This is a genomic window from Phaeobacter sp. QD34_24 (assembly GCF_028890115.1).
Lineage (GTDB): Bacteria > Pseudomonadota > Alphaproteobacteria > Rhodobacterales > Rhodobacteraceae > Phycobacter.
In genome coordinates this window covers 80,206-105,411 of record NZ_JARCJD010000014.1, presented here as the reverse complement: position 1 = coordinate 105,411, position 25,206 = coordinate 80,206, and the positions used below count along the sequence as shown (strand labels likewise).

Annotated in this window: 23 protein-coding genes; 9 read left to right on the top strand and 14 right to left on the bottom strand. The window is 62.5% G+C overall.

From position 1 onward, the window contains the following. Positions 1–3: 3 nt before the first annotated feature. The 10 genes from PXK07_RS12810 to PXK07_RS12765 all read right to left on the bottom strand — a co-directional run bounded on the left by PXK07_RS12810 (position 4) and on the right by PXK07_RS12765 (position 9,997). Positions 4–768: an SDR family NAD(P)-dependent oxidoreductase gene (locus PXK07_RS12810; protein WP_274848712.1), complete on the bottom strand. Its 765-nt coding sequence runs from the start codon at positions 766–768 to the stop codon at positions 4–6. Between the two features lie 313 nt (positions 769–1,081). Then, complete coding sequence (locus PXK07_RS12805; RefSeq protein ID WP_274848711.1) at positions 1,082–2,092, bottom strand: GGDEF domain-containing protein; 1,011 nt, start codon at positions 2,090–2,092, stop codon at positions 1,082–1,084. Beyond that, positions 2,089–2,676, bottom strand: coding sequence for a heme NO-binding domain-containing protein (locus PXK07_RS12800; protein WP_274848710.1), 588 nt, complete (start codon positions 2,674–2,676; stop codon positions 2,089–2,091). Before PXK07_RS12800 ends, PXK07_RS12805 begins: the two co-directional genes overlap by 4 nt. A 335-nt stretch (positions 2,677–3,011) precedes the next feature. Next, on the bottom strand, positions 3,012–4,025 hold the full coding sequence (gene arsB / locus PXK07_RS12795) for an ACR3 family arsenite efflux transporter (protein ID WP_274848709.1): 1,014 nt from the start codon (positions 4,023–4,025) through the stop codon (positions 3,012–3,014). Beyond that, a complete protein-coding gene (arsJ, locus tag PXK07_RS12790; RefSeq protein WP_274848708.1) occupies positions 4,022–5,287 on the bottom strand; it encodes an organoarsenical effux MFS transporter ArsJ in 1,266 nt (421 codons plus the stop codon). Before arsJ ends, arsB begins: the two co-directional genes overlap by 4 nt. Then, positions 5,284–6,282, bottom strand: a complete 999-nt coding sequence (locus PXK07_RS12785; RefSeq protein WP_274848707.1) for an ArsJ-associated glyceraldehyde-3-phosphate dehydrogenase — start codon at positions 6,280–6,282, stop codon at positions 5,284–5,286. Before PXK07_RS12785 ends, arsJ begins: the two co-directional genes overlap by 4 nt. Further along, on the bottom strand, positions 6,279–7,124 hold the full coding sequence (locus PXK07_RS12780; RefSeq protein ID WP_274848706.1) for an arsenate reductase/protein-tyrosine-phosphatase family protein: 846 nt from the start codon (positions 7,122–7,124) through the stop codon (positions 6,279–6,281). Before PXK07_RS12780 ends, PXK07_RS12785 begins: the two co-directional genes overlap by 4 nt. 131 nt (positions 7,125–7,255) lie before the next feature. Further along, entirely contained in the window at positions 7,256–8,155 is a 900-nt protein-coding gene (locus PXK07_RS12775) for an MBL fold metallo-hydrolase (RefSeq protein ID WP_274848705.1), read from the bottom strand. Positions 8,156–8,270: 115 nt separating this feature from the next. After that, positions 8,271–9,005, bottom strand: a complete 735-nt coding sequence (locus PXK07_RS12770) for an aspartate/glutamate racemase family protein (protein WP_274848704.1) — start codon at positions 9,003–9,005, stop codon at positions 8,271–8,273. Between the two features lie 86 nt (positions 9,006–9,091). Next, positions 9,092–9,997, bottom strand: coding sequence for a LysR family transcriptional regulator (locus PXK07_RS12765; RefSeq protein WP_274848703.1), 906 nt, complete (start codon positions 9,995–9,997; stop codon positions 9,092–9,094). Between the two features lie 144 nt (positions 9,998–10,141). On the opposite strand from PXK07_RS12765, the gene PXK07_RS12760 reads away from it, so the two are divergent. From PXK07_RS12760 to PXK07_RS12740, 5 genes are all read left to right on the top strand, one after another. Further along, the gene (locus PXK07_RS12760) at positions 10,142–11,383 is read left to right on the top strand and encodes an NAD(P)/FAD-dependent oxidoreductase (protein ID WP_274848702.1); all 1,242 of its coding nucleotides are present in this window, start codon (positions 10,142–10,144) and stop codon (positions 11,381–11,383) included. Positions 11,384–11,434: 51 nt separating this feature from the next. After that, a complete protein-coding gene (locus PXK07_RS12755) occupies positions 11,435–12,415 on the top strand; it encodes a TRAP transporter substrate-binding protein (protein ID WP_274848701.1) in 981 nt (326 codons plus the stop codon). Between the two features lie 129 nt (positions 12,416–12,544). Then, positions 12,545–13,258 (top strand): TRAP transporter small permease, encoded by a 714-nt coding sequence (locus PXK07_RS12750; protein ID WP_274848700.1) that lies wholly within the window; start codon positions 12,545–12,547, stop codon positions 13,256–13,258. Further along, positions 13,255–14,568, top strand: a complete 1,314-nt coding sequence (locus PXK07_RS12745) for a TRAP transporter large permease (RefSeq protein ID WP_274848699.1) — start codon at positions 13,255–13,257, stop codon at positions 14,566–14,568. Before PXK07_RS12750 ends, PXK07_RS12745 begins: the two co-directional genes overlap by 4 nt. Positions 14,569–14,580: 12 nt before the next feature. After that, positions 14,581–15,525: a hypothetical protein gene (locus tag PXK07_RS12740; protein WP_274848698.1), complete on the top strand. Its 945-nt coding sequence runs from the start codon at positions 14,581–14,583 to the stop codon at positions 15,523–15,525. A 14-nt stretch (positions 15,526–15,539) separates the two neighbouring features. On the opposite strand, the gene PXK07_RS12735 is transcribed toward PXK07_RS12740, so the two are convergent. The 3 genes from PXK07_RS12735 to PXK07_RS12725 all read right to left on the bottom strand — a co-directional run bounded on the left by PXK07_RS12735 (position 15,540) and on the right by PXK07_RS12725 (position 17,958). After that, entirely contained in the window at positions 15,540–16,325 is a 786-nt protein-coding gene (locus tag PXK07_RS12735) for a hypothetical protein (protein WP_274848697.1), read from the bottom strand. Between the two features lie 239 nt (positions 16,326–16,564). Beyond that, positions 16,565–17,356 carry an SseB family protein gene (locus PXK07_RS12730; protein ID WP_274848696.1) on the bottom strand — a complete coding sequence of 264 codons (792 nt, stop codon included), beginning with the start codon at positions 17,354–17,356 and terminating at the stop codon, positions 16,565–16,567. Then, a complete protein-coding gene (locus PXK07_RS12725; RefSeq protein ID WP_274848695.1) occupies positions 17,356–17,958 on the bottom strand; it encodes a uracil-DNA glycosylase family protein in 603 nt (200 codons plus the stop codon). Before PXK07_RS12725 ends, PXK07_RS12730 begins: the two co-directional genes overlap by 1 nt. A 357-nt stretch (positions 17,959–18,315) precedes the next feature. On the opposite strand from PXK07_RS12725, the gene PXK07_RS12720 reads away from it, so the two are divergent. From PXK07_RS12720 to PXK07_RS12705, 4 genes are read left to right on the top strand one after another with little or no spacing between them, the layout of a single operon-like run. Beyond that, entirely contained in the window at positions 18,316–18,975 is a 660-nt protein-coding gene (locus PXK07_RS12720; RefSeq protein ID WP_274848694.1) for an ABC transporter ATP-binding protein, read from the top strand. Continuing rightward, entirely contained in the window at positions 18,953–20,665 is a 1,713-nt protein-coding gene (locus PXK07_RS12715) for a capsule biosynthesis protein (protein WP_274848693.1), read from the top strand. Before PXK07_RS12720 ends, PXK07_RS12715 begins: the two co-directional genes overlap by 23 nt. Before the next feature lie 4 nt (positions 20,666–20,669). Beyond that, positions 20,670–21,503 carry a 3-deoxy-8-phosphooctulonate synthase gene (gene kdsA / locus PXK07_RS12710; protein ID WP_274848692.1) on the top strand — a complete coding sequence of 278 codons (834 nt, stop codon included), beginning with the start codon at positions 20,670–20,672 and terminating at the stop codon, positions 21,501–21,503. Positions 21,504–21,522: 19 nt separating this feature from the next. Continuing rightward, positions 21,523–23,019 carry a phosphomannomutase/phosphoglucomutase gene (locus PXK07_RS12705; RefSeq protein WP_274848691.1) on the top strand — a complete coding sequence of 499 codons (1,497 nt, stop codon included), beginning with the start codon at positions 21,523–21,525 and terminating at the stop codon, positions 23,017–23,019. A 107-nt stretch (positions 23,020–23,126) separates the two neighbouring features. Here the strand turns inward: PXK07_RS12705 and PXK07_RS12700 are convergent, their stop codons facing one another. After that, positions 23,127–25,046, bottom strand: coding sequence for an AsmA family protein (locus tag PXK07_RS12700; protein WP_274848690.1), 1,920 nt, complete (start codon positions 25,044–25,046; stop codon positions 23,127–23,129). Positions 25,047–25,206: the final 160 nt, after the last annotated feature.

The following is a 25,206-nucleotide window of genomic DNA, read 5'->3' as shown; positions in this document are numbered from 1 at the left end:
CCTTCAGCGCGGCGGCAGGCGCACGGCGCCGTCCAGCCGGATAGTTGTTCCGTTGAGGAAGGGGTTGGTGACGATCTGCTCGGCCAGAAGCGCATATTCCTCGGGCGCGCCAAGCCGGGCGGGAAACGGGATATTGGCGGTGATCTTGGCGGAGACCTCGGGCGGCAGACCTTCCATCATCGGGGTCTGGAACAGGCCCGGCGCGATGGCCACGACACGAATGCCGCTTTGGGCAAACTCGCGCGCGGCGGGCAGGCACATCGAGGCAATCGCCCCCTTGGAAGCCGCATAGGCCGCCTGCCCCAGCTGGCCGTCCTCATAGGCGACCGACGCGGTGTTGATGATCACGCCGCGCTCGCCATCTTCCAGCGGCTCCAGCTCCGCCATGCGGCGGGCGGCGTGGCTCATCACATTGTAGGTACCAAACAGGTTCACCCGCAGCGTCTTTTCAAAGACATCGAAGGAAAGCTTGCCCTCGCGGCCGACGATGCGCGCCGCCATGCCGACCCCGGCGCAGTTGACTGCGATGCGGGGCGCGCTGCCCAGCTGCTGAACGGCACTGTCCACCGCCGCCCCGACGGCGGCCTCATCGCTCACGTCCACATGCAGCGCGATGCCACCGATCTCGGCCGCGACAGCCTCCGCCCGTTCACTGTCGAAATCGAGGATGGCAACCTTGGCCCCCTTACCCGCCAGATGCCGCGCCGTGGCAGCACCCAGACCGCTGCCGCCGCCCGTGACCAAAGCCACTTGCCCATTGATACGCATGATGCCCTCCCACTTGAATAACAACCATCATCGTTATTCCGCATATCTATTTGAATATAGATATAGCACATAACTAGATTTTGCCAAGCCGCATTTGAGGCAGGCTAATGTATTGAAAATACTATGATTGATGCCGCGCAGACTTGGCAGGCTCACTCTTCGACGGCGGAGCCCGCGTCACGGACAGGAGTCCCGGCCGCACGGCCCGACTCAAACACACACGGCCACCACGCCACGGCACGACAGCGCTCGGACAGAACGAAGGCCGCCCGGCAAAGATGCGGGAGATTGAGATCAGGAGAGCTGCCTGCGCCTAGGAGTGCTGCTCCAGGACATCCTGTTCCATGCCCTTTTGGTAGAAACAGTGCTGCGCCCGGCCCGCGCCCTTGGCCGCATAGAGGGCCGCATCGGATTCGTTGAGGATCCTTGCCGCCGATACGGTTCCATCATGCCAGATCGACAGGGTGGTCCCTGCGCTGGCAGAGATCTTGCATTCCTTGCCCCCAAAGGGAATGGGAACCTCGATCTCCCGGATCAACCGCTCGGCCAGGGCTTGCAGCTGCCGCTCGTCGCGCAGATCGTTGAAGATCAGAACGAATTCATCGCCGCCAACGCGGGCAACCGTATCCGATTGCCGGGTGCAGTCGACCATGACCCGCGCCACATGTTGCAGCACCGCATCGCCAGCCGCATGGCCCAGAGTGTCATTGACCTGCTTGAAGTAATCGAGATCCAGATGCATCAGGGCAAAGTCGCGACCGCTGGTGATCAGCCGCTCCAGAATGTGATCCATCGCACGGCGGTTCTTCAAACCGGTCAGCGTGTCGGTAAAGGCCTGTTCCTCGGCGGCGATCTTGGCGCCCTGCAGACGCAGGTTCAACTGTCGCGACGCCTCCATCGCGGCCGATTTCGCCTCCACCAGATAGAGCATTTCGATGGTCAGATCGGTGGGCGAAAAATCGGCGCTGGTCAGATCGTAATCCCGCACCGCCTCCAGCACGGAAATTCCGAATGACAGGTTGATGATGGCCCCCCGCCCGTCGGGCAGCGGCACAAGAACGCCCTTGAGGCTGGTCTGCGGGGTATCGCGGAAATGCAGATGCAGCTTGGATCCAGCCGTATTGACCAGATCCTCCATCGAACGGACGCGGCGCGGGCGCGACAGGTCGAAAACGCGGAAGAACCGCCGCCCTTCCCATTTCAGGTCAGGCCGCAGTTTTCGCAAAGTGGGGCCGACCCGCATGATCCGGCCCTTGCCATCGACAATCGCGAACATCGGACAGATATGATCTGCGATGGCCGCGAGCTGTTCGTCTGTCATCATAGCGAATGGGCCCCCAGATCAAAGCTTCGCCCCTCGGCAAACTCCCGCTCCACAAGGGTAATTGAAATCACATCTGCCCCATCCTGGCTGCCGCTGGCCTCCAGGATGACAAGATCGCCGTAATCGTCGGCCATCGCCCGCAGAACGCCCATCATGACATTGGCATAGCCCGGAAGACCGGGCTGGCATACCAGTTCGAATTGACCCGGCGCCTGTTCAAATAACTCCAGCCCCGGCAGGTACAGATCGGAAACGGCAAGGCGCGCGCGCCCCGGCAGATCATCAAGGGAATGCAAGAATTCAACGTAGTTCACGCCGCCAAACCGCAACAGCCGACGCAGCGCTTCAACCTGAGGATTGGAGACCAGGAAGGTGCCCATATCCTCCAGCATTTCCGGCAGAGGGCGCGCAAGCACCTGCTCCATGGCCTGCAGCATCTTGTTGGATTGCTCATCCGTATAGGTGAGCATGGCCTCGAACTCGCGAAAGCCAAGCCCCGCAAGGTCCATCACCTCTTTCCAACGGTCCGCGCCATAGGTGCTGGTCACAAAAGCCTGAATCGCCCTGTTGATCAGACCATGCATATCTTGGCCCCTCTCTCTACCATAACCCACTATTGAGGCCTCTTTGTTAACAAACGCCCAACATATGCAAAAAACGACTGGGCAAATCCGCAGTCGAACATCGTATCTCGCCCCAAAACAAGACACCCCTACAGCGTCGCAGGCCAACGGAACCTGCGACAAATCGCTGTTCGTGCACGAGGTTGAAATCACAGGAAGCCGAGCAAAACAGGCTCTGCCGCGAAGACGCCCAAGCAGATCTTGGCACACCTTCCCCGCACTCTGGCTGCAGAAAGCGAATGTCGGCGCGAAGGGTAGCGATGCTTCTGCTTTGTCGTCAACCCGCTCCTGGCGGATCACCTGCCGGGAAATCCGCTCCGGGTGCGGTTGGCAAAGCCCACCAGCGACAGCATCACCGGCACCTCGACCAGAACCCCAACGACCGTGGCCAGGGCCGCGCCGGAGTTCAGTCCAAACAGAGAAATCGCAACGGCCACGGCCAGCTCGAAGAAATTCGATGTCCCGATCAGGGCACAAGGGGCGGCGATGCGATGGGGCACCTTCAGCGCAAAGGCCGCGCCATAGGCGACCGCGAAGATCCCGTAGGATTGCACCAGGATCGGCACCGCGATCAGGGCAATCACCTGAGGCCGGTCCAGAATCACCTGGCCCTGAAGACCAAAGAGAATCGCAACGGTGGCAATCAGACCAACCACCGACCAGGGCTTCACCCGCGCCTGAAAGGCCTTGACCTGCGCCGCGCTCCCCAGCCTGCGTCGGGTCCAGATCCCGGCCAGAAGCGGCAGCAGGACAAACAGGAGCACGGACAGAACCAGCGTCTCCCAGGGCACCTCGATATCGGTGACCCCAAGCAGGAAGGCCACGAGCGGGGCAAAGACAAAGACCATCACCACATCGTTCACCGAGACCTGCAGCAACGTGTAGTTCTCGTCCCCGCGCGTCAGCTGCGACCAGACAAAGACCATGGCGGTACAGGGGGCAGCCCCCAAAAGGATCAGCCCGGCAATGTACTGCTGCGCATCCTCGGGTGACAGGAGATCAGCAAAGAGGCCTTCGAAGAACAACACGCCCAAGGCCGCCATCGAGAAGGGCTTGATCAGCCAATTGACCACCAGGGTAATGCCCAGCCCCTTTGGCTGTTTGACGGCCGTCTTCAGGGCGGCAGGATCCACCCCGACCATCATCGGATAGACCATCGCCCAGATCAGCACCGCAACCACCAGGTTCACCCGCGCGACTTCCGCCGCCGCGATCATCTGCACCAGGGCGGGCGCCGCATTGCCGATCAGGATGCCCGCCACCATGGCCAGCGCCACCCAAAGGGTCAGATAGCGTTCAAAGATACTCATGCCGTGGCCTCTGCCCCTTCAACATGCAACTTGCCCGCGGCAATCGCCGACAGCCCCACCATAAGCGCCGCGGTGCCCAGAACAAGCGCGAGGCCGCCGATCTGGTAGGTGAGCCCCGACAGAAGCGTGCCAAGAAGGCGCCCGCCCGCATTGGCCATGTAGTAGAAGCCGACATCCATCGTCACCCGCTCGGCCCGTGTGAAGGCGAGGATCAGGTAGGAATGCAGGGAGGAGTTCACTGCAAAAAGCGCACCAAATGCCATGAGGCCAAGGATCAGCACCACGGTCAGCCAGGTTTCAGGTGCACCGGCCAGCCAAACCGCAAACGCAAGGGCCGCAGGCACCAGACACAGCGCCAGCGCCCAGCCGCGCGCGGCGCGGATCAGCGCGCCCTCGGGGCGTTTCGCAGCCCCAAGCAGCCAGGGCGCCGCCGCCTGCACCGCGCCGTAAAGGATGATCCAGACCGCCATGAAGCTGCCGATCATGAAGAAGGCCGCGCGGTTGCCCGCCTCCGACCCATCCGACAAGACCGCGTAGAAATAGATCGGAATGCCCACCACGAACCAGACGTCGCGTGCACCGAACAGGAACACCCGTGCCGCCGACAGCCAGTTCACATTGGCCGATTTGGAGAAGACCTCGGAAAACTTCGCGCCCTTGCGCCCGGTCGGCAGCCCCGGCGGCATCAGCGCAACGATAGCGACAAGGACAAGCGCCAGCACCACGGCCATGGCGATGATCGCCCAGGAAAAGCCAAGCGTTGCCAAAAGCGCCGCGCCCAGCAGGAAGCCGAGCCCCTTCACCGCGTTCTTCGATCCGGTCAGCACCGCCACCCAGCGGAACAAACCGCCGTTTGCCGATGGCGCCAAGAGCTTTACCGCAGATTTCGACGACATCTTGGCCAGATCCTTGGCGACGCCGGAAATCCCCTGCACGCACATCACGAAGACGACCGAGGCGCCGATGGACCAGCTGGGATCCAGCTGCGTCAGCGCCCCCAGGGCCAGGATCTGCAAGGCAAGCCCGGCATAAAGCGTTGCAGCCAGCCCAAACCGCGCCGCGATCCAGCCCGCCGACAGGTTCGTGACCATCCCCGCGATCTCATAAAGAACAAAGAGATAGGCCAGCTGCACCGGGGAAAACCCCAACGTGTGAAAATGCAAGAGCACCAGCATCCTGAGCGCCCCATCGGTGAGCATGAAGGCCCAATAGGCCGCCGTCACCGCCATATAGGCCGAAAGGCCCTCGGGGCGCTGGCTCACAGCGAGGCTCCGACCATCAGAGCCACATCGACCAGGCGCCAAGCGTAGCCCATTTCATTGTCATACCAGGCGTAGATCTTCACCTGAGTGCCGTTCACCACCATCGTGGACGGCGCATCAATGATCGAGGAGCGCCGGTCGTTTGTGTAATCGGTCGAGACCAGCGGGCGGGTCTCATAGCCCAGGATCCCTTCCAGCTCTCCCTCGGCAGCCGCCTTGAACAGGGCGTTGACCTCTTCAACGCTGGTTTCGCGCTCCACCTCGAACACACAGTCGGTGAGCGAGGCATTCAAGAGCGGCACCCGCACCGCATGGCCGTTCAGACGCCCGGTCAGTTCCGGGTAGATCAGAGTGATCGCCGTGGCGCTGCCGGTGGTGGTGGGGATCAGCGAATTCAGCGCCGAGCGCGCCCGGCGCAGATCCTTGGCGGGGCGGTCGACGATGGTCTGGGTGTTGGTCACATCATGGATCGTGGTGATCGATCCGTGACGGATGCCCAGATTTTCGTGGATTACCTTGACCACCGGCGCAAGACAGTTGGTGGTGCAGCTCGCCGCCGTCACGATGCGGTGGCGCGCGGGATCATAGGTGCCCTCATTGACGCCATAGACGATATTGGCCGCATCGCCGTCCTTCACGGGGGCCGAGACCACGACCTTTTTCACGCCCGCCTCGAAATAGGGGGCAAGCTTGGCCTCGGACTTGAAGACGCCGGTGCAGTCGATCACCACATCGACACCCTCCAGCGGCAGATCGTTCAGATCCGAGGTGCCGATGAAGGGCAGGCGCATGTCGTTGATCGTGACGCTCTCTGCATCATGGGAGAACTCCGCCTCCCAGCGCCCATGCACCGTATCAAATTCCAACAGATGCGCGTGCATTTCCGGATCCCCCACCGCGTCGTTGATCCAGGCGATATGGGCGCCCTGATCGAGCAGCGGTTTCAGGGCGAGTTTTCCGATCCGGCCAAGGCCGTTTACAGCATAGGTGGTCATTTGACAGTATCCTGATTTTGGCTGGCGATCCCATCCACCGCCCGTTGCAGCGCGATGCGGTCCAGCGTTTCAATGGGAAGGGCGGCAAAGGCCTCGATCCGGTGTTTCAACGCGCCATAGGCCTGCTGGAAGGCGAGGCTTTTCTCTGCATCGGTGCCATCGGCCTTTACCGGGTCCGGCATCCCCCAATGGCCGCTGATCGGCTGACCATCCCAGGCCGGGCATTCCTCGTTGGCGGCCTGATCGCAGACGGTAAAGACAAAATCCATCCGGGGGGCATCTGCCCCCGTGAACTCAGCGGTATTCTTGGCCCGCAGATGCGCGGTGTCATGGCCCTTGGAGTTCAACACCTCCAGTGCAAAGGGATTCAGCTCCGATTGCGGGCGCGTTCCGGCGGAATAGACAGTGAAGCGCCCCGGCGCGAGATCCCGCAACAGGCTTTCAGCAAAGATCGAGCGCGCGGAATTGCCCGTGCAGATAAATAGCACATTGTATTTCTCATGCGCCGTCTCGACTTTGCCTGCAGGTTCGGCAAAGGAAGCCGAGGCGCAGATCTCGGGGCGACCGCGGCAACAATCCAGAAAGAGATAGTCGAAGGTCTGTCGCACCGCTGCCATGTTGATCATGTAAAGCAGCGATGTCCCCACGCGGTGCTGGGTCACCAGCCCCGCCTGCATCAGCGAAGCCAGATAGGCCGACAATGTGCTGGCCTTCAGATCCAGCACCTCGGCGATTTCACCGGCGGGCAGACGATCCGGGTAGCGGCGCATCAGCAGCCGAAACAGGGCCAGTCGCTGCGGATGGCCCAGGGTGGTGAGGCGGGAGGGAATCACTTTTTCCATACTTCATGAATATTCGAAATACGAAGATTGATACAGTGAAGCTTTTGTAACACCCCCATGACGATGGCTGATAAAAAACCGCCCCCGAAACGGAGGCGGCAGGGTCGAACATCAAATCCTGGCGTGCGGGGCTATTCCCACTCCATCTGTTCATAGACGGTTTGCGCATTGCGCCCGGCCAGGCTGTCGAACTGCGCGAGCCCCGCAAAGGCGGACTGGTCGATCTCAGGCGCTTCCATGATATCGCCGCCCTCTTCGATCAGCTCTCCGATCCGGGCACGCAGGTTCATAAGGTAGTCGTAGGTATCGGCGCGGGCGCGCTCCAGCGTGGTGGCGCGGCCATGACCCGGCACCAGATGGGCGGGTTCAAAGGCGGCCATGGCATCAAAGGCCTCGATCCAGCTTTTGGCATTGGACTGCGGTCCGACGCCAAGAATGCGCTCAACATAGACGATATCGCCGGTGAACATCACGTCCCGCTCTTGCAGCCAGACGAAACTGTCGCCCGGCGTATGGGCCTGGCCGCGGTGCATGATCTGGAAGGTCAGCCCGCCAAGGGAAAACTCATGATCGCTGTCGAAGGTCACATCGGCATAGCTCGGCTCGGTCCCGGCCAGCTCATCGCCCAGAAGCTGCGAGAGCATCGTCATCTGCATGGACTGACGGTCCTTGTGATCCGCTACGGCCGCATCCGAGGCGATCACCACCGCGCCCTGGGCCTGCCAGTATGCATTGCCCAGCCAGCGGTGATCCTGCCCGCCGGTGTCGATCACATGAGTAACCGGCTGATCGGTGATCTGATCGATGGCGGCGTCGATCATCGCCGCGCCTTTCCAGGATCCGCCGGGATCCATCAGCACAACCCCTTCGCGCGTCACCACCACGCCGAAGGTAGCATTATTACCGAGGTTCTCGGCGTTGCGCTGGCTGTGCGGGCCAACCAGGGCCCAGACATCCTCGGTGACCTGCTGCCGCTCCAGCACATCCGCGACAGACATGATCGGAACAGCGGTCAGCACGAGACTCATCATAAACGGTTTCAATGGCGGCCCTCCCGGTGGCTATTCCCCCACCCTGCCAAAAGCGCCGGGCGCCAGACAGGGGACCATCCGACGCAGGATAATGACGGGCTGGCGCGGGGCTGCGCTACCAGCGCGGATCGTCGAGCTCCAACGGGAAGCGGCGCGGCAACAGGCCCGCCTGAAACCAGGTGATGAAACTGTAGATCGAATAGACAGGCAGGCCGGTGACCTGCCGCAAGTCGCGCGCATAGGGCGCCATATTGGTGCATTCCAGAACGATCGCGCCCACATCCGGGTGCCGCGTGACCATCGCCCTGCCCGAATCGATCATATCCAGACGGCAGGCCTCGAAATCGATCTGGGGCGCATTCCCCAGGATATCACGCGTCATAGCCCGCCCGCCGTCCGTTCCCACAACAGGGGTATCGGGTGCGGCACCGGCGGCCGTCAGGTGCGCAGGGCTGAGCGCCTGCTCCGAGATGGTGATCACCCCGCAGCGTTTCCCCGCAGGCAGCAAGGCCTGCACCATCGGTACCTGCATCAAGGAAGAGGTCGCCACCGGCACGCCCAGCCCGGCCTTAACGTCCTCCTGGATCAGGGACAGAAATCCGCAGGTGGTGGTGATCCCGTCACAGCCCGCACGGATAAGGTCGCGCCCGGCTGCAATAAAGCGTTCGGTCAACGCCTGCGGATCACCCCGCACGACACGGTCCGGCGTGGCCCCATCGACGACGCGATATTGCACCGGAAAATCCCAGGTCGCGGCATTGCCCATGTCACCATGGATGCGGGGAAACCGGGTTTCCAGCATCAGGATGCCCACCGCCGCGCCATAGACCGTCTTTCCGCCCTGTTGCATCCACCGCTCCTGTCCTCAGCACGCCCGCCAGAGCATGACGGCACGGCGGACGGGAGCCAAGCCCCCGCATGCCCTTTTCCGCGCCCTCAGCCCGTTTGCCCCGAGGTATAGGGCGCCAGGGCCTGGTTGAGCAGCACCAGGAACTCCTGCCCGATCGCCGACAGTGGCCGGGCGCTGGAGGTGATCACCGCCATCTCCATCATCACCGCGGGCTGGAAGGGACGGGAGACAAAGCCGCCCTCCTTGTCGAAATCCAGGATGAAGGGATCGATGATGGCGACCCCCATGCCTTCCTTGACGAAACTGAGCAGGTTCTTGAACAGATGTGCGTGGATCCTGGCCTTCAGCGGCACGCCCGCCTGCACGAAGGCCTCCCGCGTGCGGCGATGGGTCATGTGATCCGGCCCCATCACGATAAACGGCTCGCCGTCCAAGAGTTCGGGCGTCAGCACATCGTGGCGGGCAAGTGGGCTGCCTTCAGGCATGGCAATGCGGCATTCCACGGTCACGGGGTGCACATCCAGCGCGTCATACAGGAGCGGCATTTCGCAGATCCCGATCTCGAACAGACCCGAGAGCACCCATTCCTGGATCTTGGAGGAATACTGCGACTGGAAGGAGATCGACAGATCCGGCCTCTCGCGGGCGAACTCGGCAATGAGGCGCGGCATGAAGCCAAAGGACATCGAATGCTGCGAGGCCACCTGCAGCTGCCCGGCCTGTTTGTTCTGCAGATCGATCACCGCCTGGGTCACATGATCGAACCCCCGCACCACCGTGTCGATTTCACGAAACAGGAGCGTCGCCTCGGGCGTGGCGGTCAGCCGCCCCCGGACCCGTTCGAAGAGCTTGATCCCGGTCTGGCGCTCCAGCTGGTTCAAGAGGTTGGAGATGCCGGGCTGCGAAATCCCGAGGCTGGTCGCAGCGCCGGTAACGGTGCCGGTCTCGATCACCGCGTGAAAGGCCTGAAGCTGGCGAAATCTGAGGTTCATTCCGCAGGCATATCACTTTTTCTTATGATCAAGCCACATCTTAGTATTTGAAATGATGAATAGCGCCGTGCATGGTTGGGCAAATTCACCTGAGAAGACCCTATACTCCATGACTATTTCCACCCTCCCTAAAGGCCCCCGCGCATGAGTGCGCCGCATACGGTCGTGATCGGCGCCGGCATCGTGGGCGCCGCCACCGCCATCTGGCTGCGCCGCGCCGGACATGAGGTCACACTCCTGGACAAGGGGGAGCCCGGCATGGGCGCCTCCTATGGCAACGGCTGCATTCTGGCGAGCTGCGCCATCGTCCCGGTGACCACACCGGGGCTGATCCCCAAGGGACCGAAATACCTGATGGACCCCGATTTCCCGCTGTTCATGCGCTGGTCTTATGGGCCCAAACTGGTGCCCTGGCTGATAAAATACCTGTCCAACGCCAATGACGGCGACACCCGCAGGATCGCCAAGGGGCTGAGCCATGTGATCGGCGACAGCGTCGAACAGCATCAGGCGCTGACCGCAGGAACGCCTGCGGCAAAATGGGTGCAGGAAAGCGACTATTGCTTTGCCTACAGTGACCGCGCAGCATTTGAGGCGGACAAATACGTCTGGGAGCTGCGCCGCGAGGCCGGTTTCATCCCCGAACTGGTGGAAGGCGCGGCCGTGCAGGAAAGGGAGCCGATCCTGGCCCCCGACATGCAGCTGCTCGCGGTGATGAAGAACCACGGCTATATCCTCAACCCCGGCAACTACGTGCGCGACCTGGTGAACCTGTTGCAGGAGATGGGCGGGCGGTTCATGCGGGCCGAAGTGAAGGATTTCGATCTTTCCGGCGGACGCATCAGTGCTGTCGACACCGATCAGGGTCGCATCACATGTAACGAGGCGGTGCTGGCCACCGGCGTCTGGTCCAAGCCCTTGATGCAGAAACTGGGCCTCAATGTGCCGCTGGAGGCCGAGCGGGGCTATCACATCGTCTTCAAGAACCCGAGCCAGACGCCGAACAGCCCGATGATGCTGACCTCGGGGAAATTCGTTGCGACAGCGATGGATCAGGGGCTACGCTGTGCAGGCGTGGTTGAATTCGGCGGCCTCAGCGAGGTCAAATCCAAGGCACCGCTGGCGCTCTTGCGACGCAAGGTCAAGGAATGCTTCCCGCAGATGATCGCGGAGAGCGAAGAGGAATGGCTGGGATACCGCCCGGCCCCGTCGGACAGCCTGCCGTTGATCGGCGAAGTGGGTAAAACCGGTGTCTTCGCGGCCTTTGGTCATCACCATGTGGGCCTCACCGGCGGCGCCAAGACCGGGCGCATGGTGGCCGACATGATTGCAGGCAGGCCCAATAATATCGACATGCGCCCCTATGAGCCGAACCGGTTCGCCTGAGGCGCCAAAACCATAAGAAAACAAAAACCAACCAAAACAGGGAGATCAGTCATGATCGCGAAATTTACAAAGACAGTTGCCTATTCCGTATCTGCCCTGGCCCTTTCGGCCGCGGCCGTCGCGGCTGAAAAATGGGACATGCCGATGGCCTATGCGGCGACCAACTTCCATTCGGAGATGGGCGTCGTCTTTGCCGACAAGGTGCGCGACTATACCGGCGGCGAGATCGATATCACCGTCCATCCCGGCGGCTCGCTCTTCAAGGGCGGCGAGATCAAGCGCGCGGTGCAGACCGGCCAGGCCCCGATTGGTGAGCGCTTCATGTCTGCCCATGCCAATGAGGCGCCGCTCCTGGGCTGGGACAACCTGCCCTTCGTGGCCACCAGCTATGCCGAGAACGAAAAACTCTGGCATGCTGCCAAGGACAAGGTGAACGCGCAACTGGCGGACCTCAACCTTGTCGCGCTGTACACCTGCCCCTGGCCCGGTCAGGGCTTCTACTTCAAGAAAGAGGTCGGATCCTCGGCCGATACCCAGGGGGTGAAATTCCGCTCCTACAACACGGCCACCGCCACCTTTGCCGAAGAGCTGGGCATGATTCCGGTGCAGATCGAAGCCGCCGAGCTGAGCCAGGCTCTGGCAACGGGGGTTGCGGAATCCTTCATTTCCTCGGGCTCCACCGGCTATGACCGCAAGGTCTGGGAACACCTGACCCACTACTACAAGGTCAACGCCTGGCTGCCGCGCAACTACGTGATGGTGAACAAGCAGATCTGGGAAGGTCTGAGCGGCGAAACCCAGGCCGCGATCCAGAAGGCCGCCGATGAGACCGGTGCCGCCTGCGCCGCCAAATCCGAGGAACTGGCCAACTGGTACTTTGAACAGCTGACGGCCAACGGCATGGCCGTGACTGACGCCGGCCCCGAGTTCCTGGGCGAGCTGAAAGAGATCGGCGCCAAGATGACCGAGGAATGGCTGGCCTCTGTCGGCGATGACGGCAAGGCGATCCTGGACGCCTATAACGGCAACTGATCGCTCGAAGCGATCTGAACGGCCCCGCCTGCCGCTTGCGGGTGGGGCCGTGCATTCCCTCAGCTTTCTTCATCCGATCACTTTCTTGATCCGATCACTGTCTTCATCCAATCAATGGGGGTGTCGATCTTGCGCGACTGGCAACCATTTCTGGGCCTGCCTTTGTGGCTGTGGCTTTTTGTTCTTCCGAGCCTTCTGGCGCTGGCCTGCCTGCTGGCCCCCGGCCCCATGGGGCGCATCTTGCGCCCGCTGCAACGGGTGAGTGACAAGATCTATCTGGGCTCCGGCGTCGTGGCGGCGGGGTTCATGCTGCTGATCCTCTTGCTGATCGTGGCGCAGATGATCGCCCGTTGGAGCAACCTGACCTTTCCCGGCTCAACCGAATATGCGGGTTATGCGATGGCGGCCACGTCGTTCCTGGCGCTGGCCCATGCGCTGACACGGGGCGCGCATATCCGGGTATCGATCTTCCTCAACATCAGCCCCCGCGTCGGCCTGGTGCTGGATGCATTTGCCATGTGGATCGGCGCTCTTACAGCGACCTATTTCGCCCGCTACGCGATCAAGACCAACATCTTTTCCAAGATGCTGAACGACCGCACCCAGGGGCAGGATTTCGTGCCCGAATGGCTGCTCTCTTTCTTTGCCATGTTCGCAACCGCCCCCACGAAATGGGGAGACCTCTGGGCCAACACCGGTTCCGACTGGATCTATACGCCGATGTGGCTGCCGCAGCTGCCGATGTCGATTGGCACCGTGCTGCTGGCTTTGGCCCTTTGGGACTACCTGTGCCGCCTGTTGATCACCCGCCGTGCCAGCATCATTTCGGAGGCCGTCGAATGAGCGAGATCTACGCCACCATCATCTTTCTCTTTGTCCTTTTCACGCTTCTGGGCAGTTCGGTCTGGATCGGCCTTGCGCTGATGGGGGTCGCCTGGGTGGGGATGGAGCTGTTCACCTCGCGCCCGGCAGGCGACGCGATGATCACCACGATCTGGACCGGCGCCTCCAGCTGGACGCTGACCGCCCTGCCGCTGTTCATCTGGATGGGAGAGATCCTCTATCGAACGCGCCTGTCCGAAGACATGTTCCGCGGCCTTGCACCCTGGATGCGCTGGCTGCCGGGGGGGCTATTGCACACCAATATCGCGGGCTGCACCATCTTTGCCGCCGTATCGGGGTCTTCCGCTGCAACGCTGACCACCGTGGGCAAGATGTCGATCCCCGAGCTGCGCAAACGCGGCTACCCTGAGTTCATGATCATCGGCACCCTTGCGGGCGCGGCCACGCTGGGCCTGATGATCCCGCCTTCGCTGACGCTGATCGTCTACGGGGTGTCGATCAATGAATCGATCACCAAGCTGTTCATGGCGGGCATCTTGCCGGGCCTGGTGCTGGCCGGGTTGTTCATGGCCTATATCATCGGCTGGCATTTCCTGTCCAAGGGCGAACGCCCACAGGAAGAACCCAGCATGACCTTCGGGCAGATGCTGGCCGAAAGCCGCTTTCTGATCCCTGTCCTGCTGCTGGTCGCCACTGTGATCGGCTCGATGTACCTCGGTTACGCCACCGCGACCGAGGCTGCCGCTGTGGGGGTCCTGGGCTCGATGACGCTGGCGCTTGCGCAGGGCTCGCTGAACTGGAGCACCTTCACCGCCTCCTTGATGGGCGCGACACGCACCTCGGCGATGATCGCGCTGATCCTGATGGGCGCCTCCTTCCTGTCGCTGGCCATGGGCTTTACCGGCCTGCCGCGGGCATTGGCGGGCTGGATCGACGAGATGAACCTGTCGCCCCTGGTGCTGATCGTGGCGCTGACGCTCTTCTACGTGGTGCTGGGGATGTTCCTCGACGGGATTTCCTCGGTCGTTCTCACCATGGCCATTGTCGAGCCGATGATCCGCCAGGCCGGGATCGATGTGATCTGGTTCGGGATCTTCATCGTGGTGGTCGTCGAAATGGCGCAGGTGACACCGCCCATCGGCTTCAACCTCTTCGTGCTGCAGGGCATGACCCGGCACGAGATCTCCTACATCGCCAAGACCGCCATCCCGATGGTCGGGCTGATGCTGGTGATGGTGGTAATCCTCGTGGCCTGGCCGGAACTGGCTACCTGGCTGCCCGAAAACATCCGCGCAGCGCCGTCGGGTTGATGGTCTGACGGCATGCTGACATTGCTTGCCTTCGTGGCCCGGCATGGCCGGGCCGCCTTGGTTCTGGGCCTATTGGCCGGGCTGCTGCTGCCCGATCTGGCCCGGCTCCTGCGGCCCTGGATCCCGCAGCTGGTCGCCCTGCTTCTGTTCCTGACCGCCTTTCGCATCGGTGCGCGGGCGGCCTTGGGAGGGCTTGCCGACGGGCTCTCCTCCCTGCGCGCCGTTTTGGTCCTGCAACTGGCGCTGCCGCTGGCGGCTCTGTTGCTGTTCTGGCTCATCGGGATAGAGACGACGCCCGCCGCCATTGCCATCCTGTTGATGCTGAGCGCGCCTTCGGTGACCGGCAGCCCCAATATCACCCTTCTGCTGGGACATGCACCGGAACCGGCCTTTCGCGTGCTGGTGCTGGGAACCGCCCTGATGCCGCTGACCATCATTCCGGTGTTCCTGCTGGCGCCGAGCCTTGGTGGGCTGCAAGAGGTGATCTGGGCCGCCCTGCGCCTGACCGGCGCCATCGGGGTGACGGTGGCGGCGGCTTGGGTCCTGCGGCGCGCGACCCTGCCGGATCTGCGCCCGGATCAAGTACAAGCGCTCGACGGGCTGACGACCCTTGCGCTTGCGGTGATCGTCGTCGGGCTGATGTCGGCCCTTGGTCCTGCGCTGCAGAGCGCGCCGATGCTCGTTGCCAAATGGATGGCCCTTGTGCTGGTGGCAAACTTGGGCTTGCAGCTCGCAACCTACCGCCTGCTGCGGTGGCAGGGCCACATGCAGGTTGCGGTGCCCTATGCGATTGTTGCGGGCAATCGCAACTTTGCCCTGTTCCTGATCGCCCTGCCCGCAAGCACCACCGATCAACTGCTGATCTTTCTGGGGTGTTACCAGGTGCCGATGTATCTGACGGCCGTGATCATGCGGCGCCTCTATGCGCCGGTGCCAGCCGACCAGTACAGCGGATGAGTTCCGCGCGGGTCTCAGCCCGGAAACAGCCGCGCCATTTCCTCGTCGAACTTGGCCCAGCTCAGCACCGCCTTGTTGCCCGCCAGCCCGTGATAATAGGACTTCCCGCTCGACGTCGGCAGCCCCGCCCAGATCTTTGACAGATTGTGCATGAAGGCATGGCGGTTCATCTCCCCCGCCAGGGTTTCGCTCAGGCCCGCTTCCTCCAGGAGCTGATGCGCCAGGCGGTCTTGCAGAAGTGGTGAGAACCGATCCGATCGGCTGGCCCCCACATGTTTGACCAACCGCCGCAGGGTGGCCGGAATGAACTGATAGCGTCCGATGGCATGCTGCTGCCCGGGCGTTTCGTCGATCCACTTGTAGATCTCGCCGATGGTCATCTGTGTGGGGCGTTTCGGCGGCTTGATGGTTGCCGCATACTGCACGGCATCATATTGCGCCTTGCCCGCCTCGGCGCCGGCAATCAGCGTCATCAGCCTTTGCACCGCATTGCCGCCGACAACGGCCCGCGGCAGGGTGCGAAACAGGCTGTTGCCGCTGCGCCCTATGAACACGCTGGCAAGGTTGGCCTGGACCGCTTCCATCTCCGCCTCCAGATCCGGCTTGGCACGGGCCTCGGCCCCCGGTCCGGGCTGGACCTCGGCCTTGACCGGAACCGTCAGCATCGGTCGCGCAACCGAAGCGCCTGTCTGAAAGAACTGCTGGCTGACAATCGAGAACCTGTCCGCCGCGGAAATCTGCGTGGCAGTAAGGGCAAGCGACAACAGGGCAAAAGCCAGGGCGCGGGCAGAGTGGATCATGAAAACCTTCTGGTTCGATCAAGTGGTCAGCCCCGACCATGACCGCACAGAATTGATATTTCCTTTAGACTTCACATTTTCCCGGCCCGATGTCGGACCCGGGCCGCGCCGGAGAGCAACAGCGCCGCGCCAAGGCGCGGCGCTAGGCCCAACGGGAAAGGGGCACCCATTCGGGTGCTGCTTGACGGGCGGGAGCTGCCCGCCTCTGTTTCTGGTTTCTCTCTCAGGGGGGGGCGGCCCTATTTCAGGCGGGGCGGCTTCTCGGGGTCGCTGCCGGGCGCGATTGGCGTGTAGACCTGCGGCGCCTCCGGCTCGGGCAGATCGAACCGCAAGCCCACCTTTGCCAGGCTGGCCGCCACCGTGTCTGACCCAGCAAAGAATCCCACATCCAGCGCACCGGCCTCGATCCCCGAAAAGGTCAGCGCCTCGCTCACCGCCTTGGCCAGGGCGCCGCGCGCCGCGTCCTTGGCATCGACGAAGCCCAAGAGATGCCCCTGCCCGCCGCCCTTGTAGCGCACCGAGACAAGATAGGCCGATCCGGCCAGCCCCGCAGCCGTTGCCAGCTTGCCATCCAGGGCGCTCAGCAACACCTCCGGCAGCCCGACTGGCGGCTCAAAAACCTCCACCGCCGCCTCGACCTGATCCGGAGCGTGCTCCAAGGTACCCGCCAGCCAGGTGATGGCCTCGTCCGGGATCAGCATGGCAGAGGGCGCAACCTCCAGGTTGACCCCCAGCCCGATCCCCTGCCCTGCCAGCATCCCCACAATGCCCCGCCCCGACAGCGCCGCGTAAGGCACGGCGCGCCCCGCAAAATCCGCCAGCCGTTCTTCGCGGTCGAAAACCAGCACGAACCGCCCCTCGGGCGTGTCGAACAGGGCAGGCTCCAGCTTGTCCCCCTCGACCTCCTTTTCCAGCATCAGGAACAGCTCGCAATCCGACAGCCGTTCGTAAAAGCGCAGGCGCGCGGCATCCGATGCCGGGTCTGCCTCCATCTGCGCGTGGGCCTGATCCAAAGGGGTGGGCGTCGTCATCACAAAAGCTCCTTGATCCGGGTCCGCAAGACCGGCAGCAATTCGGCCTCAAACCACGGGTGGCGTTTCAGCCATGCGGTATTGCGCCAGGAGGGATGAGGCAAGGGAAAGATCTGCGGCGCATATGCGCGCCAGGCCGCGACCCGGTCGGACACGTTCATCTTGTCCTCGAAATGATAGGCCTGCGCATAGCCGCCAACCAGCACCGTGAGCTCCACCTTTGGCAAAGCCTCCAGCACCCTGGCGCGCCAGGTGTCGGCACAGAGGGGCGGCGGCGGCAGATCGGCTTTCTGCGCGCTATATCCCGGAAAACAAAAGGCCATGGGCACGATGGCGACCCGCTCCAGATCGTAGAACTGCGCCGCGCTCATCCCCAGCCACTGCCGCAAGCGATCTCCCGACGGATCGGTAAAGGGGCGGCCGCTTTCATGCACCCTTAACCCCGGCGCCTGCCCGGCGATCAGGATCCTGGCCGAGGGTCGAAACCAGACCACCGGACGCGGCGCATGCTGCGTGGCCGTGCCCGCAAACCGCTCCGCACACAAGCTACAGGCGGCAATCTCGGCCTCCAGGGTCTTTTTCGCTGGTCCGACAGCAACCATCACCGTTTCCTATTTGGAAACAATATGGGTATAGTTTGCAAAAATCCGCCCCCTGCTGGCTGCCGCACCGTCCTGCTTCACGACCCATCGTCAGAAGGGTTTCTCGAGGAAGGTTAACGCTTCACTGCTGAAATATGTCACAATTTGACATAACAAAGCCCAAATCGACGCGTAGGTCGTTAATATAGATCAGGTATTCCCGGCAGGATCAAATCTGTTGGACGCAAGACACCCTGGTCCACGCATACCCCGCTCGACGCCTGTGGCGCCGGGCAAATCACCGCAGTCGGCCCCGTCCGACGCCCAAGGATGGAAAGAGCCCGGAGAACGGACCAGACAGGCAAGACCGGAACGCGCATGCTTGAGTTTGAAAATGTCAGCAAGTCCTTCTGGACGGGCAAACAGCGCAAGGTGATCCTCGACCGGGTCTCCTTCCGGGTGGAGCTTGGCAAATCCATGGGTATCCTGGCCCCCAATGGCACCGGCAAGACCACCCTGATCAACATGATGGCAGGCCTGGAAAAACCGGATGAGGGTGAGATCCGGCGCGGTTGCAAGATCTCCTTTCCGCTGGGCTTCATGGGCGGGGTCATCAGCCGCCTTTCGGGGATGGAAAACAGCCGCTATATCGCCAAGCTTTATGGCTTGGATCCCGATTACGTGGAGGCCTACTGCCGGTGGCTCTGCGGGTTGAAGGAGTATTTCGATCAGCCGCTGGGCACCTATTCCTCGGGGATGCGGGCGCGGTTCAGCTTTTCTTTGATGCTGGCGCTGGACTTCGATATCTACCTGATCGACGAGGGCATGCCCAGCACCACCGATGTGGAATTCAACCGCAAGGCCGGTTCGATCCTGCAGGAACGGCTGCAGACCACCACCATCGTGATTGTTTCCCACCAGCCCAAGACGCTGGAAAAGTTCGCCCGCTCCGCCGCGGTGCTGCTGGACGGGAAACTGCACATGTTTGAAACCTTGGAAGAAGCGAAGCAGCTCTATGACTACGAAACCCAAGGCTAAGAAGTTCCGGATCCGCCGCACCAGCACTGAAACAGGTGCCAGCGCCGCGGCCCGTCCGGTTGAGGCCCCAGGCCCCGGCAGCAGCGCCGAAGCCGCCAGCGCCTCGGCCCGCGCGGCTGCCGCAAACGCGCAAGGTGCCCCGGGCAAGACAGAGCCAGGACAGGCTGCGTCAGGGCAGGCAAGTTCTGGGCAGGCAGGCTCGGGGGCGGCGCTCTCGGGACAGGTCAGCACCCCGCGCGAGGTGAAGACCTCCACCGATATCGACGAGATCCGCCGCGAGGGGCTGACGGGTCGTCAGTTGCGCATGGCCCGGCGCGTGGCACAGCAGCACAATCTGCCGGTCACATCGGATTTCGACGCGGTGCGCCTTCTGCGGCTGAAGGGGATCGACCCGTTCAAACGCTCCAACATGCTGGAACTGGTTGTCCCGCAGAACACCGCACGCCCCGAAGGCACCCCGACGCCAGGGGCGATCCAGCTGCCGCAGACGGTGCCTGCGACCAAGACCACCCTGCCCTCCACCGAATTGAGCCCGGCCGAGCGGCGCAATCGCGAAATCCAGGAAATCCAGCGCGATATCGCCCGGCGGCGGCGCCGCAAGCTGGGGCTTCTGGTGGCACGGCTGGCCTTCTTCGTGATGCTGCCGACGCTGATCACCGGGTATTATTTCTACAAGGTTGCCACGCCCATGTATGCGGCGAAATCCGAATTCCTCGTGCTCAAGGCCGATAGCGCCGGTGGCAGCGGGCTTGGCGGATTGCTGAGTGGCACCCAGTTTGCCACCAGCCAGGATTCCATCGCAGTGCAAAGCTATCTGCAATCCAAGGAAGCCATGCTGCGGCTGGATGACGAGGTCGGGTTCAAATCGCATTTCACGCAAGACTGGATCGATCCGATCCAGCGTCTGGATCCCGCGCCGACCAACGAGGAAGCCTACAAGACCTACGCGCGCAACATCAAAATCGGCTATGATCCCACCGAGGGCGTGATCCGCATGGAAGTGACCGCCGCCGATCCCGAGGTTTCGGCAGAATTCTCGCGTCGGCTGATCTCCTATGCACAGGAAAAGGTCAATCACCTCTCTGAACAGAAGCGCGCCGATCAGGTGGGCGAGGCCGAAGCCGCGCTGGAGCTCGCCGAGGTCCAGCGCCGCGAAGCACAGGAACACCTTGTCCGCCTGCAGCAGAAGGGCGCCGTGCTTGACCCCGAAGGCGTGATCATGTCGCTGCGCTCACAGATCTCCACCTTCGAGGTGCAATTGCAGGAAAAGCAGCTCGAACTGGCCGCGCTTCTGGACAACGCCCGCCCGAACCGGGCCAAGGTCGATGGCGCCGAGGCGGATATCGCCCGGCTTGAGGCACTGATCCAGCGACTGAATGACCGGATGACCGATGCCTCGGCCGGCGAAAACTCGCTTGCCAGCCTCAGCGTGCAGATCCAGATGGCCCAGGCCGATCTGGCGACCCGCGACCTGATGCTGCAATCGGCCTTGCAGCAAGTGGAAACCACCCGCATGGAGGCCAACCGACAGGTGCGCTATCTGACCACTGCGGTGGAGCCGGTCCCGAGCCAGGAACCCTCTTATCCGCGTAAGTTCGAAAATACGATTTTGGCTTTCCTGATCTTTTCCGGTATCTACCTGATGTGTTCGCTCACAGCATCCATTCTCCGGGAACAGGTATCCTCTTAACGCCATGAAACATATCGACATCGCCGGGCTGACCATCGGCAATGACTGTCCGCTGACAGTGATTGCCGGCCCCTGCCAGCTGGAATCCGCAGATCACGCGCAGATGATCGCAGGAACGCTGAAGGAGGCCTGCGACAAAGCAGGCGCCCAATATGTGTTCAAGGGCTCCTTCGACAAGGCCAACCGCACCTCGCTCAATGCGAAACCCGCCTTGGGCCTGGACCAAGGGCTGAAGGTTCTGGAGTCGGTCAAGAAAGAGATCGGCGTGCCGGTCATCACCGATATCCACGAAAAGGAACAGTGTGATCCCGTGGCCGCGGTGGTGGACATCATGCAGATCCCGGCCTTCCTGTGCCGTCAAACAGCGCTCCTGCTGGCGGCGGGCAAGACCGGTGCCGCGATCAATGTGAAAAAGGGCCAGTTCCTTGCCCCCTGGGACATGCCCAATGTGGTGGCGAAGATCGAAAGCACCGGCAACGAGCGCATCCTTCTGACAGAGCGCGGCGTGACCTTCGGCTACAATCGGCTGGTCGTGGACATGCAGTCCCTGCCGGAAATGGCGCGCACGGGCTATCCGGTTGTGATGGATGCGACCCATGCCGTGGCCCAGCCGGGCGGCCTTGGCGGAGCATCGGGTGGTCAGCGCGAGTTTGCACCCGTGCTTGCGCGGGCGGCAGTTGCCACCGGAATTGCCGCAGTTTTCACCGAAACCCACGAAGATCCGGACAACGCGCCCTGTGATGGGCCGAATATGATCTATCTTTCAGAGATGCCAAAGCTGGTTGAAACCCTGATGGCCTTCGACCAAGTGGCAAAAGCCAACCCAATTGCGATTTGACCCCGAAAAGGGATTATAGATGACGAAACCAATCTCACCGGTTACCCCAAACACCTGGTCCTTCCTGCGCGATCCGATGATCACGCCCACCGGCTTTCGCGAGTATGACGCGCGCTGGAAATACCCCGAGGAAATCAACCTTCCGGGCATGACCGCGCTTGGCCTTGGCCTTGGCACCCAGATGCACAAGCGTGGCATTGATCCGGTCATCGCAGTGGGCAACGACTACCGTGACTACTCCCTGGCCATCAAACAGGCGCTGATCCTGGGCCTCATGCAGGCAGGCATCCAGGTCAAGGACATTGGCCCCGCGGTGTCTCCGATGGCCTATTTCGCGCAGTTCCACCTGGATGTGCCCGCCGTCGCCATGGTTACCGCCAGCCACAACCCCAACGGCTGGACCGGGGTCAAGATGGGCTTTGACCGCCCGCTGACCCATGGCCCCGATGAGATGTCCGAGCTGCGCGACATCGTGCTGAACGGCGAGGGCGTTGCGCGACCGGGCGGATCCTATGAATTCGTCGATGGCGTCAAGGAAGCCTACCTCGACGACCTGGTGGGCGACTTCAAGATGTCCCGCAAGCTGAAGGTGGTCTGCGCCACCGGCAATGGCACCGCCTCCGCCTTTGGGCCGGAGCTGTTCGAGCGGATCGGTGTCGAGGTTGTCCCAAGCCACAATGAGCTTGATTACACCTTCCCCAACTACAACCCCAACCCCGAAGCCATGGAAATGCTGCATGACATGTCGGACACGGTCAAAGCCTCGGGCGCGGATTTTGCCCTCGGGTTTGACGGTGACGGCGACCGCTGCGGCGTGGTGGATGACGAGGGCGAGGAAATCTTTGCCGACAAGGTGGGCGTCATCATGGCGCGCGACCTGTCCAAGATCTACCCCAACGCAACCTTCGTGGCCGATGTGAAATCCACAGGGCTGTTTGCCTCGGACCCCGAGCTGAAAAAGAACGGCGTCACCGCCGACTACTGGAAGACCGGCCACAGCCACATGAAGCGGCGGGTGAAGGAAATCGGCGCCCTGGCGGGGTTTGAGAAATCCGGCCATTACTTCCTCGCCGAACCGGTGGGGCGCGGCTATGACTGCGGCATGCGCGTCGCCGTGGAGATCTGCAAGCTGATGGACCGCAACCCCGACATGAAGATGTCGGACCTCAGGAAGGCCCTGCCCAAGACCTGGTCGACCCCGACCATGTCGCCCTATTGCGCCGATACCGAGAAATACACGGTGCTGGAGCGTCTGGTGGAGAAACTGGTGGCCAAGGCCGACGCCGGTGAAACCATCGCAGGCCGCGCCATCAAGGAGGTGGTGACCGTCAATGGCGCCCGGGTGATCCTCGACAATGGCTCCTGGGGGCTGGTGCGCGCTTCGTCGAATACGCCGAACCTGGTGGTGGTCTGCGAAAGCAGCGAAAGCGAAGCGGAAATGCGGGCGATCTTTGCCGATATTGACGCGGTGATCCGCACCGAGCCTCTGGTCGGGGACTACGATCAGACAATCTGACCGGACGACCCATTAGGTATTTCGCCTGGCTTGCGCCAGTCGACCGGCGCGCCCACCTTCGGTGGGCGCGTTTTCTCGTGGCGCGGCCAAGTTCAAAGAATCCCGGCCTAGTTCCCCTGCAGCAGACGCAAGAGCTGCTCTTTCGCCTCCTGTTCGATCCGGTCCTTGATCACCTCGTTCAGATCCGCATCGGGGGCGATTTCCGTATCCAGCTCTTCGCTCAGCTTTTCACGCACCCGCTCCCTGGCCTGTTCCTCGACCTCTTCGATCTTGGGGCGCAGGGCCTCTTCCAGATCGGGGCGGATCCTGGGCGCGCTCCAGGGGCCGGTGATGGCCACCGGGATCGACAGGCCCACGCCGCCATCAGCCCCCTGCAATGTGGGCGTGAAGCGATAGTCGAGATCCCGCGCACCAAGGCCGATCCGGCCCTTGCCATCGGCCCTGAGCCCCTTGATGGTGATCAGAAGATCGGGGTTTTGCAGGTTGCCATTCTGCATCGTGAAGCTGCCGGTCAGATGCTCGAAGACGGTGCTGCCACCATTGCCCCGGCCCGCGCGCATCAAGCCTTCCAGATCGAAGCCGGTGAAGAAGCCCTTGCCGACCTCAAGCCAGCCCTTGCCGCTGAGCGAGCGCATGATGGCATCGACCGAATTGCCAACGCCCAGAAATTCCAACTCGCCAAGCGCAGCGCCATGCAGGCGGGTATAGCCTGCGGTCTGCCCCAGCGCCTGCTCCAGCTGGATACCGTTGAACGAAAGCTTGCCGCCCACCGACAGGCCATTGCGATTGTTGGCGACCATCTGGCCCGTCACCTGCCCGCCGAACAGGGCGGCGGGCTGCGCCTTCAGGACGGCCCGCGCCCGATCCACGTTCAGCGTCAGCTTGCTTTCACCCAAGGAATAGCCCGCAGCCGACAGGCTCTTGAAGGTCAGAACCGCCGTGCCATTCAACGCAGAAAGCGCCGAGACATCAATGCGATCCTTCGGCCAGCCCTCGCTTGCCGCACCTTGGCCGCTGCCCGCACCGGCAGATCCAAACCCCGGAAAGGACAAGGCCCCCGCCGTGAGCTGCGCGGTCACCTCCGGCACCTCCTTCATGACAAGGTCGACAGCCCCCTGGATCCGGTTGCCGTCCAGATCCAGCGCCAGATCGCGCAGGGCAAGACGGCCATCCGGCGTATAGGTGGCATCGGCACCGACAACGGCAGACCTGCCCGCCCCCTTGGGCACCTCGATCTGCCCGCCCCCCAGCGCGGCAATGAAACCGCCGCTGTCAGAGGTCTTCAGCGTGACCCGACCGCTGCCCGCGCCATCGATCCCGGCGCGGCCATCAAAGCGCAACACGCCGCCCGGCGCCTTGACCGTGGCCCCCACCGAGGACACCTTCCCCGCAAGGAAGTCCGCGAATGTTCCGATCTCACCCGCAATCTCGACCGGCACATCGGCCGGGCGCAGGGTCAGATCCATGTTCACCGTGCCGCTTGGGTCGGGCCAGTGCAGGGCGAGGTCAATCGCCTTCATCTCGACCGGCGCGCTGCCATGAGGCGCATAGCGCAATGATGCCCCGGTCAGGGTGAGCTTTTCGATCTGCACCGGCAGAGAGCTCTCCTGCGACGTGGGCGCAGCCGCTTCAGCCCCCTCATTCGGTGTCATAACCCAGTTGCCGGTGCCATCGGCGCGGGTCGCGAGGTTCAGCTGCGGCAACAGCGCGGTGATCTCGGTGACCCGCACGTTTCCCTGCAACAGATCCACTGCGGAAATGCCGATAGACATCCGCGCGGCCTCCAGCATCGGCGCAGGCCCGGCCCAATCGGCATTGGACAGCGTCACCCCTTCGGTCCTGATCCCCAGCACCGGCCAGAGGGTAAAGCCCACCTCGCCCTGAAATTCCAGCTTGCGCCCGGTCTGCGCCTCCAGCTGCTGCGCCGCCAGCGTCGCCACCCGCTCTCCGGGCAGCATCAAAACCACCCCGATGAGCAGCGCCAGCGTCAGGATGATTGCCGAAAGAACCCGAATGATCAGCCGCATAGCGCCCTCCCCTGCCAATTGCCCCAAGGATACAGAGCGCCGGGAATGGTGCAATAGAGAGGTAGGACAGGTCACAACAAACGAAGCTGCTCATAATCGACTGTGCACGCATATGTCACCAAACGGTGCCCGGACCGACTTAGAGTCAAATCCCGATTTA

Coding starts and splice junctions, on each gene's coding strand:
- PXK07_RS12810 (WP_274848712.1), bottom strand. CDS start 768: ATGCGTATCAATGGGCAAGTGGCTTTGGTCACGGGCGGCGGCAGCGGT.
- PXK07_RS12805 (WP_274848711.1), bottom strand. CDS start 2,092: ATGATGACAGACGAACAGCTCGCGGCCATCGCAGATCATATCTGTCCG.
- PXK07_RS12800 (WP_274848710.1), bottom strand. CDS start 2,676: ATGCATGGTCTGATCAACAGGGCGATTCAGGCTTTTGTGACCAGCACC.
- arsB (WP_274848709.1), bottom strand. CDS start 4,025: ATGAGTATCTTTGAACGCTATCTGACCCTTTGGGTGGCGCTGGCCATG.
- PXK07_RS12785 (WP_274848707.1), bottom strand. CDS start 6,282: ATGACCACCTATGCTGTAAACGGCCTTGGCCGGATCGGAAAACTCGCC.
- PXK07_RS12780 (WP_274848706.1), bottom strand. CDS start 7,124: ATGGAAAAAGTGATTCCCTCCCGCCTCACCACCCTGGGCCATCCGCAG.
- PXK07_RS12775 (WP_274848705.1), bottom strand. CDS start 8,155: ATGATGAGTCTCGTGCTGACCGCTGTTCCGATCATGTCTGTCGCGGAT.
- PXK07_RS12770 (WP_274848704.1), bottom strand. CDS start 9,005: ATGCAACAGGGCGGAAAGACGGTCTATGGCGCGGCGGTGGGCATCCTG.
- PXK07_RS12765 (WP_274848703.1), bottom strand. CDS start 9,997: ATGAACCTCAGATTTCGCCAGCTTCAGGCCTTTCACGCGGTGATCGAG.
- PXK07_RS12760 (WP_274848702.1), top strand. CDS start 10,142: ATGAGTGCGCCGCATACGGTCGTGATCGGCGCCGGCATCGTGGGCGCC.
- PXK07_RS12755 (WP_274848701.1), top strand. CDS start 11,435: ATGATCGCGAAATTTACAAAGACAGTTGCCTATTCCGTATCTGCCCTG.
- PXK07_RS12745 (WP_274848699.1), top strand. CDS start 13,255: ATGAGCGAGATCTACGCCACCATCATCTTTCTCTTTGTCCTTTTCACG.
- PXK07_RS12740 (WP_274848698.1), top strand. CDS start 14,581: ATGCTGACATTGCTTGCCTTCGTGGCCCGGCATGGCCGGGCCGCCTTG.
- PXK07_RS12735 (WP_274848697.1), bottom strand. CDS start 16,325: ATGATCCACTCTGCCCGCGCCCTGGCTTTTGCCCTGTTGTCGCTTGCC.
- PXK07_RS12730 (WP_274848696.1), bottom strand. CDS start 17,356: ATGACGACGCCCACCCCTTTGGATCAGGCCCACGCGCAGATGGAGGCA.
- PXK07_RS12725 (WP_274848695.1), bottom strand. CDS start 17,958: ATGGTTGCTGTCGGACCAGCGAAAAAGACCCTGGAGGCCGAGATTGCC.
- PXK07_RS12720 (WP_274848694.1), top strand. CDS start 18,316: ATGCTTGAGTTTGAAAATGTCAGCAAGTCCTTCTGGACGGGCAAACAG.
- PXK07_RS12715 (WP_274848693.1), top strand. CDS start 18,953: ATGACTACGAAACCCAAGGCTAAGAAGTTCCGGATCCGCCGCACCAGC.
- kdsA (WP_274848692.1), top strand. CDS start 20,670: ATGAAACATATCGACATCGCCGGGCTGACCATCGGCAATGACTGTCCG.
- PXK07_RS12705 (WP_274848691.1), top strand. CDS start 21,523: ATGACGAAACCAATCTCACCGGTTACCCCAAACACCTGGTCCTTCCTG.
- PXK07_RS12700 (WP_274848690.1), bottom strand. CDS start 25,046: ATGCGGCTGATCATTCGGGTTCTTTCGGCAATCATCCTGACGCTGGCG.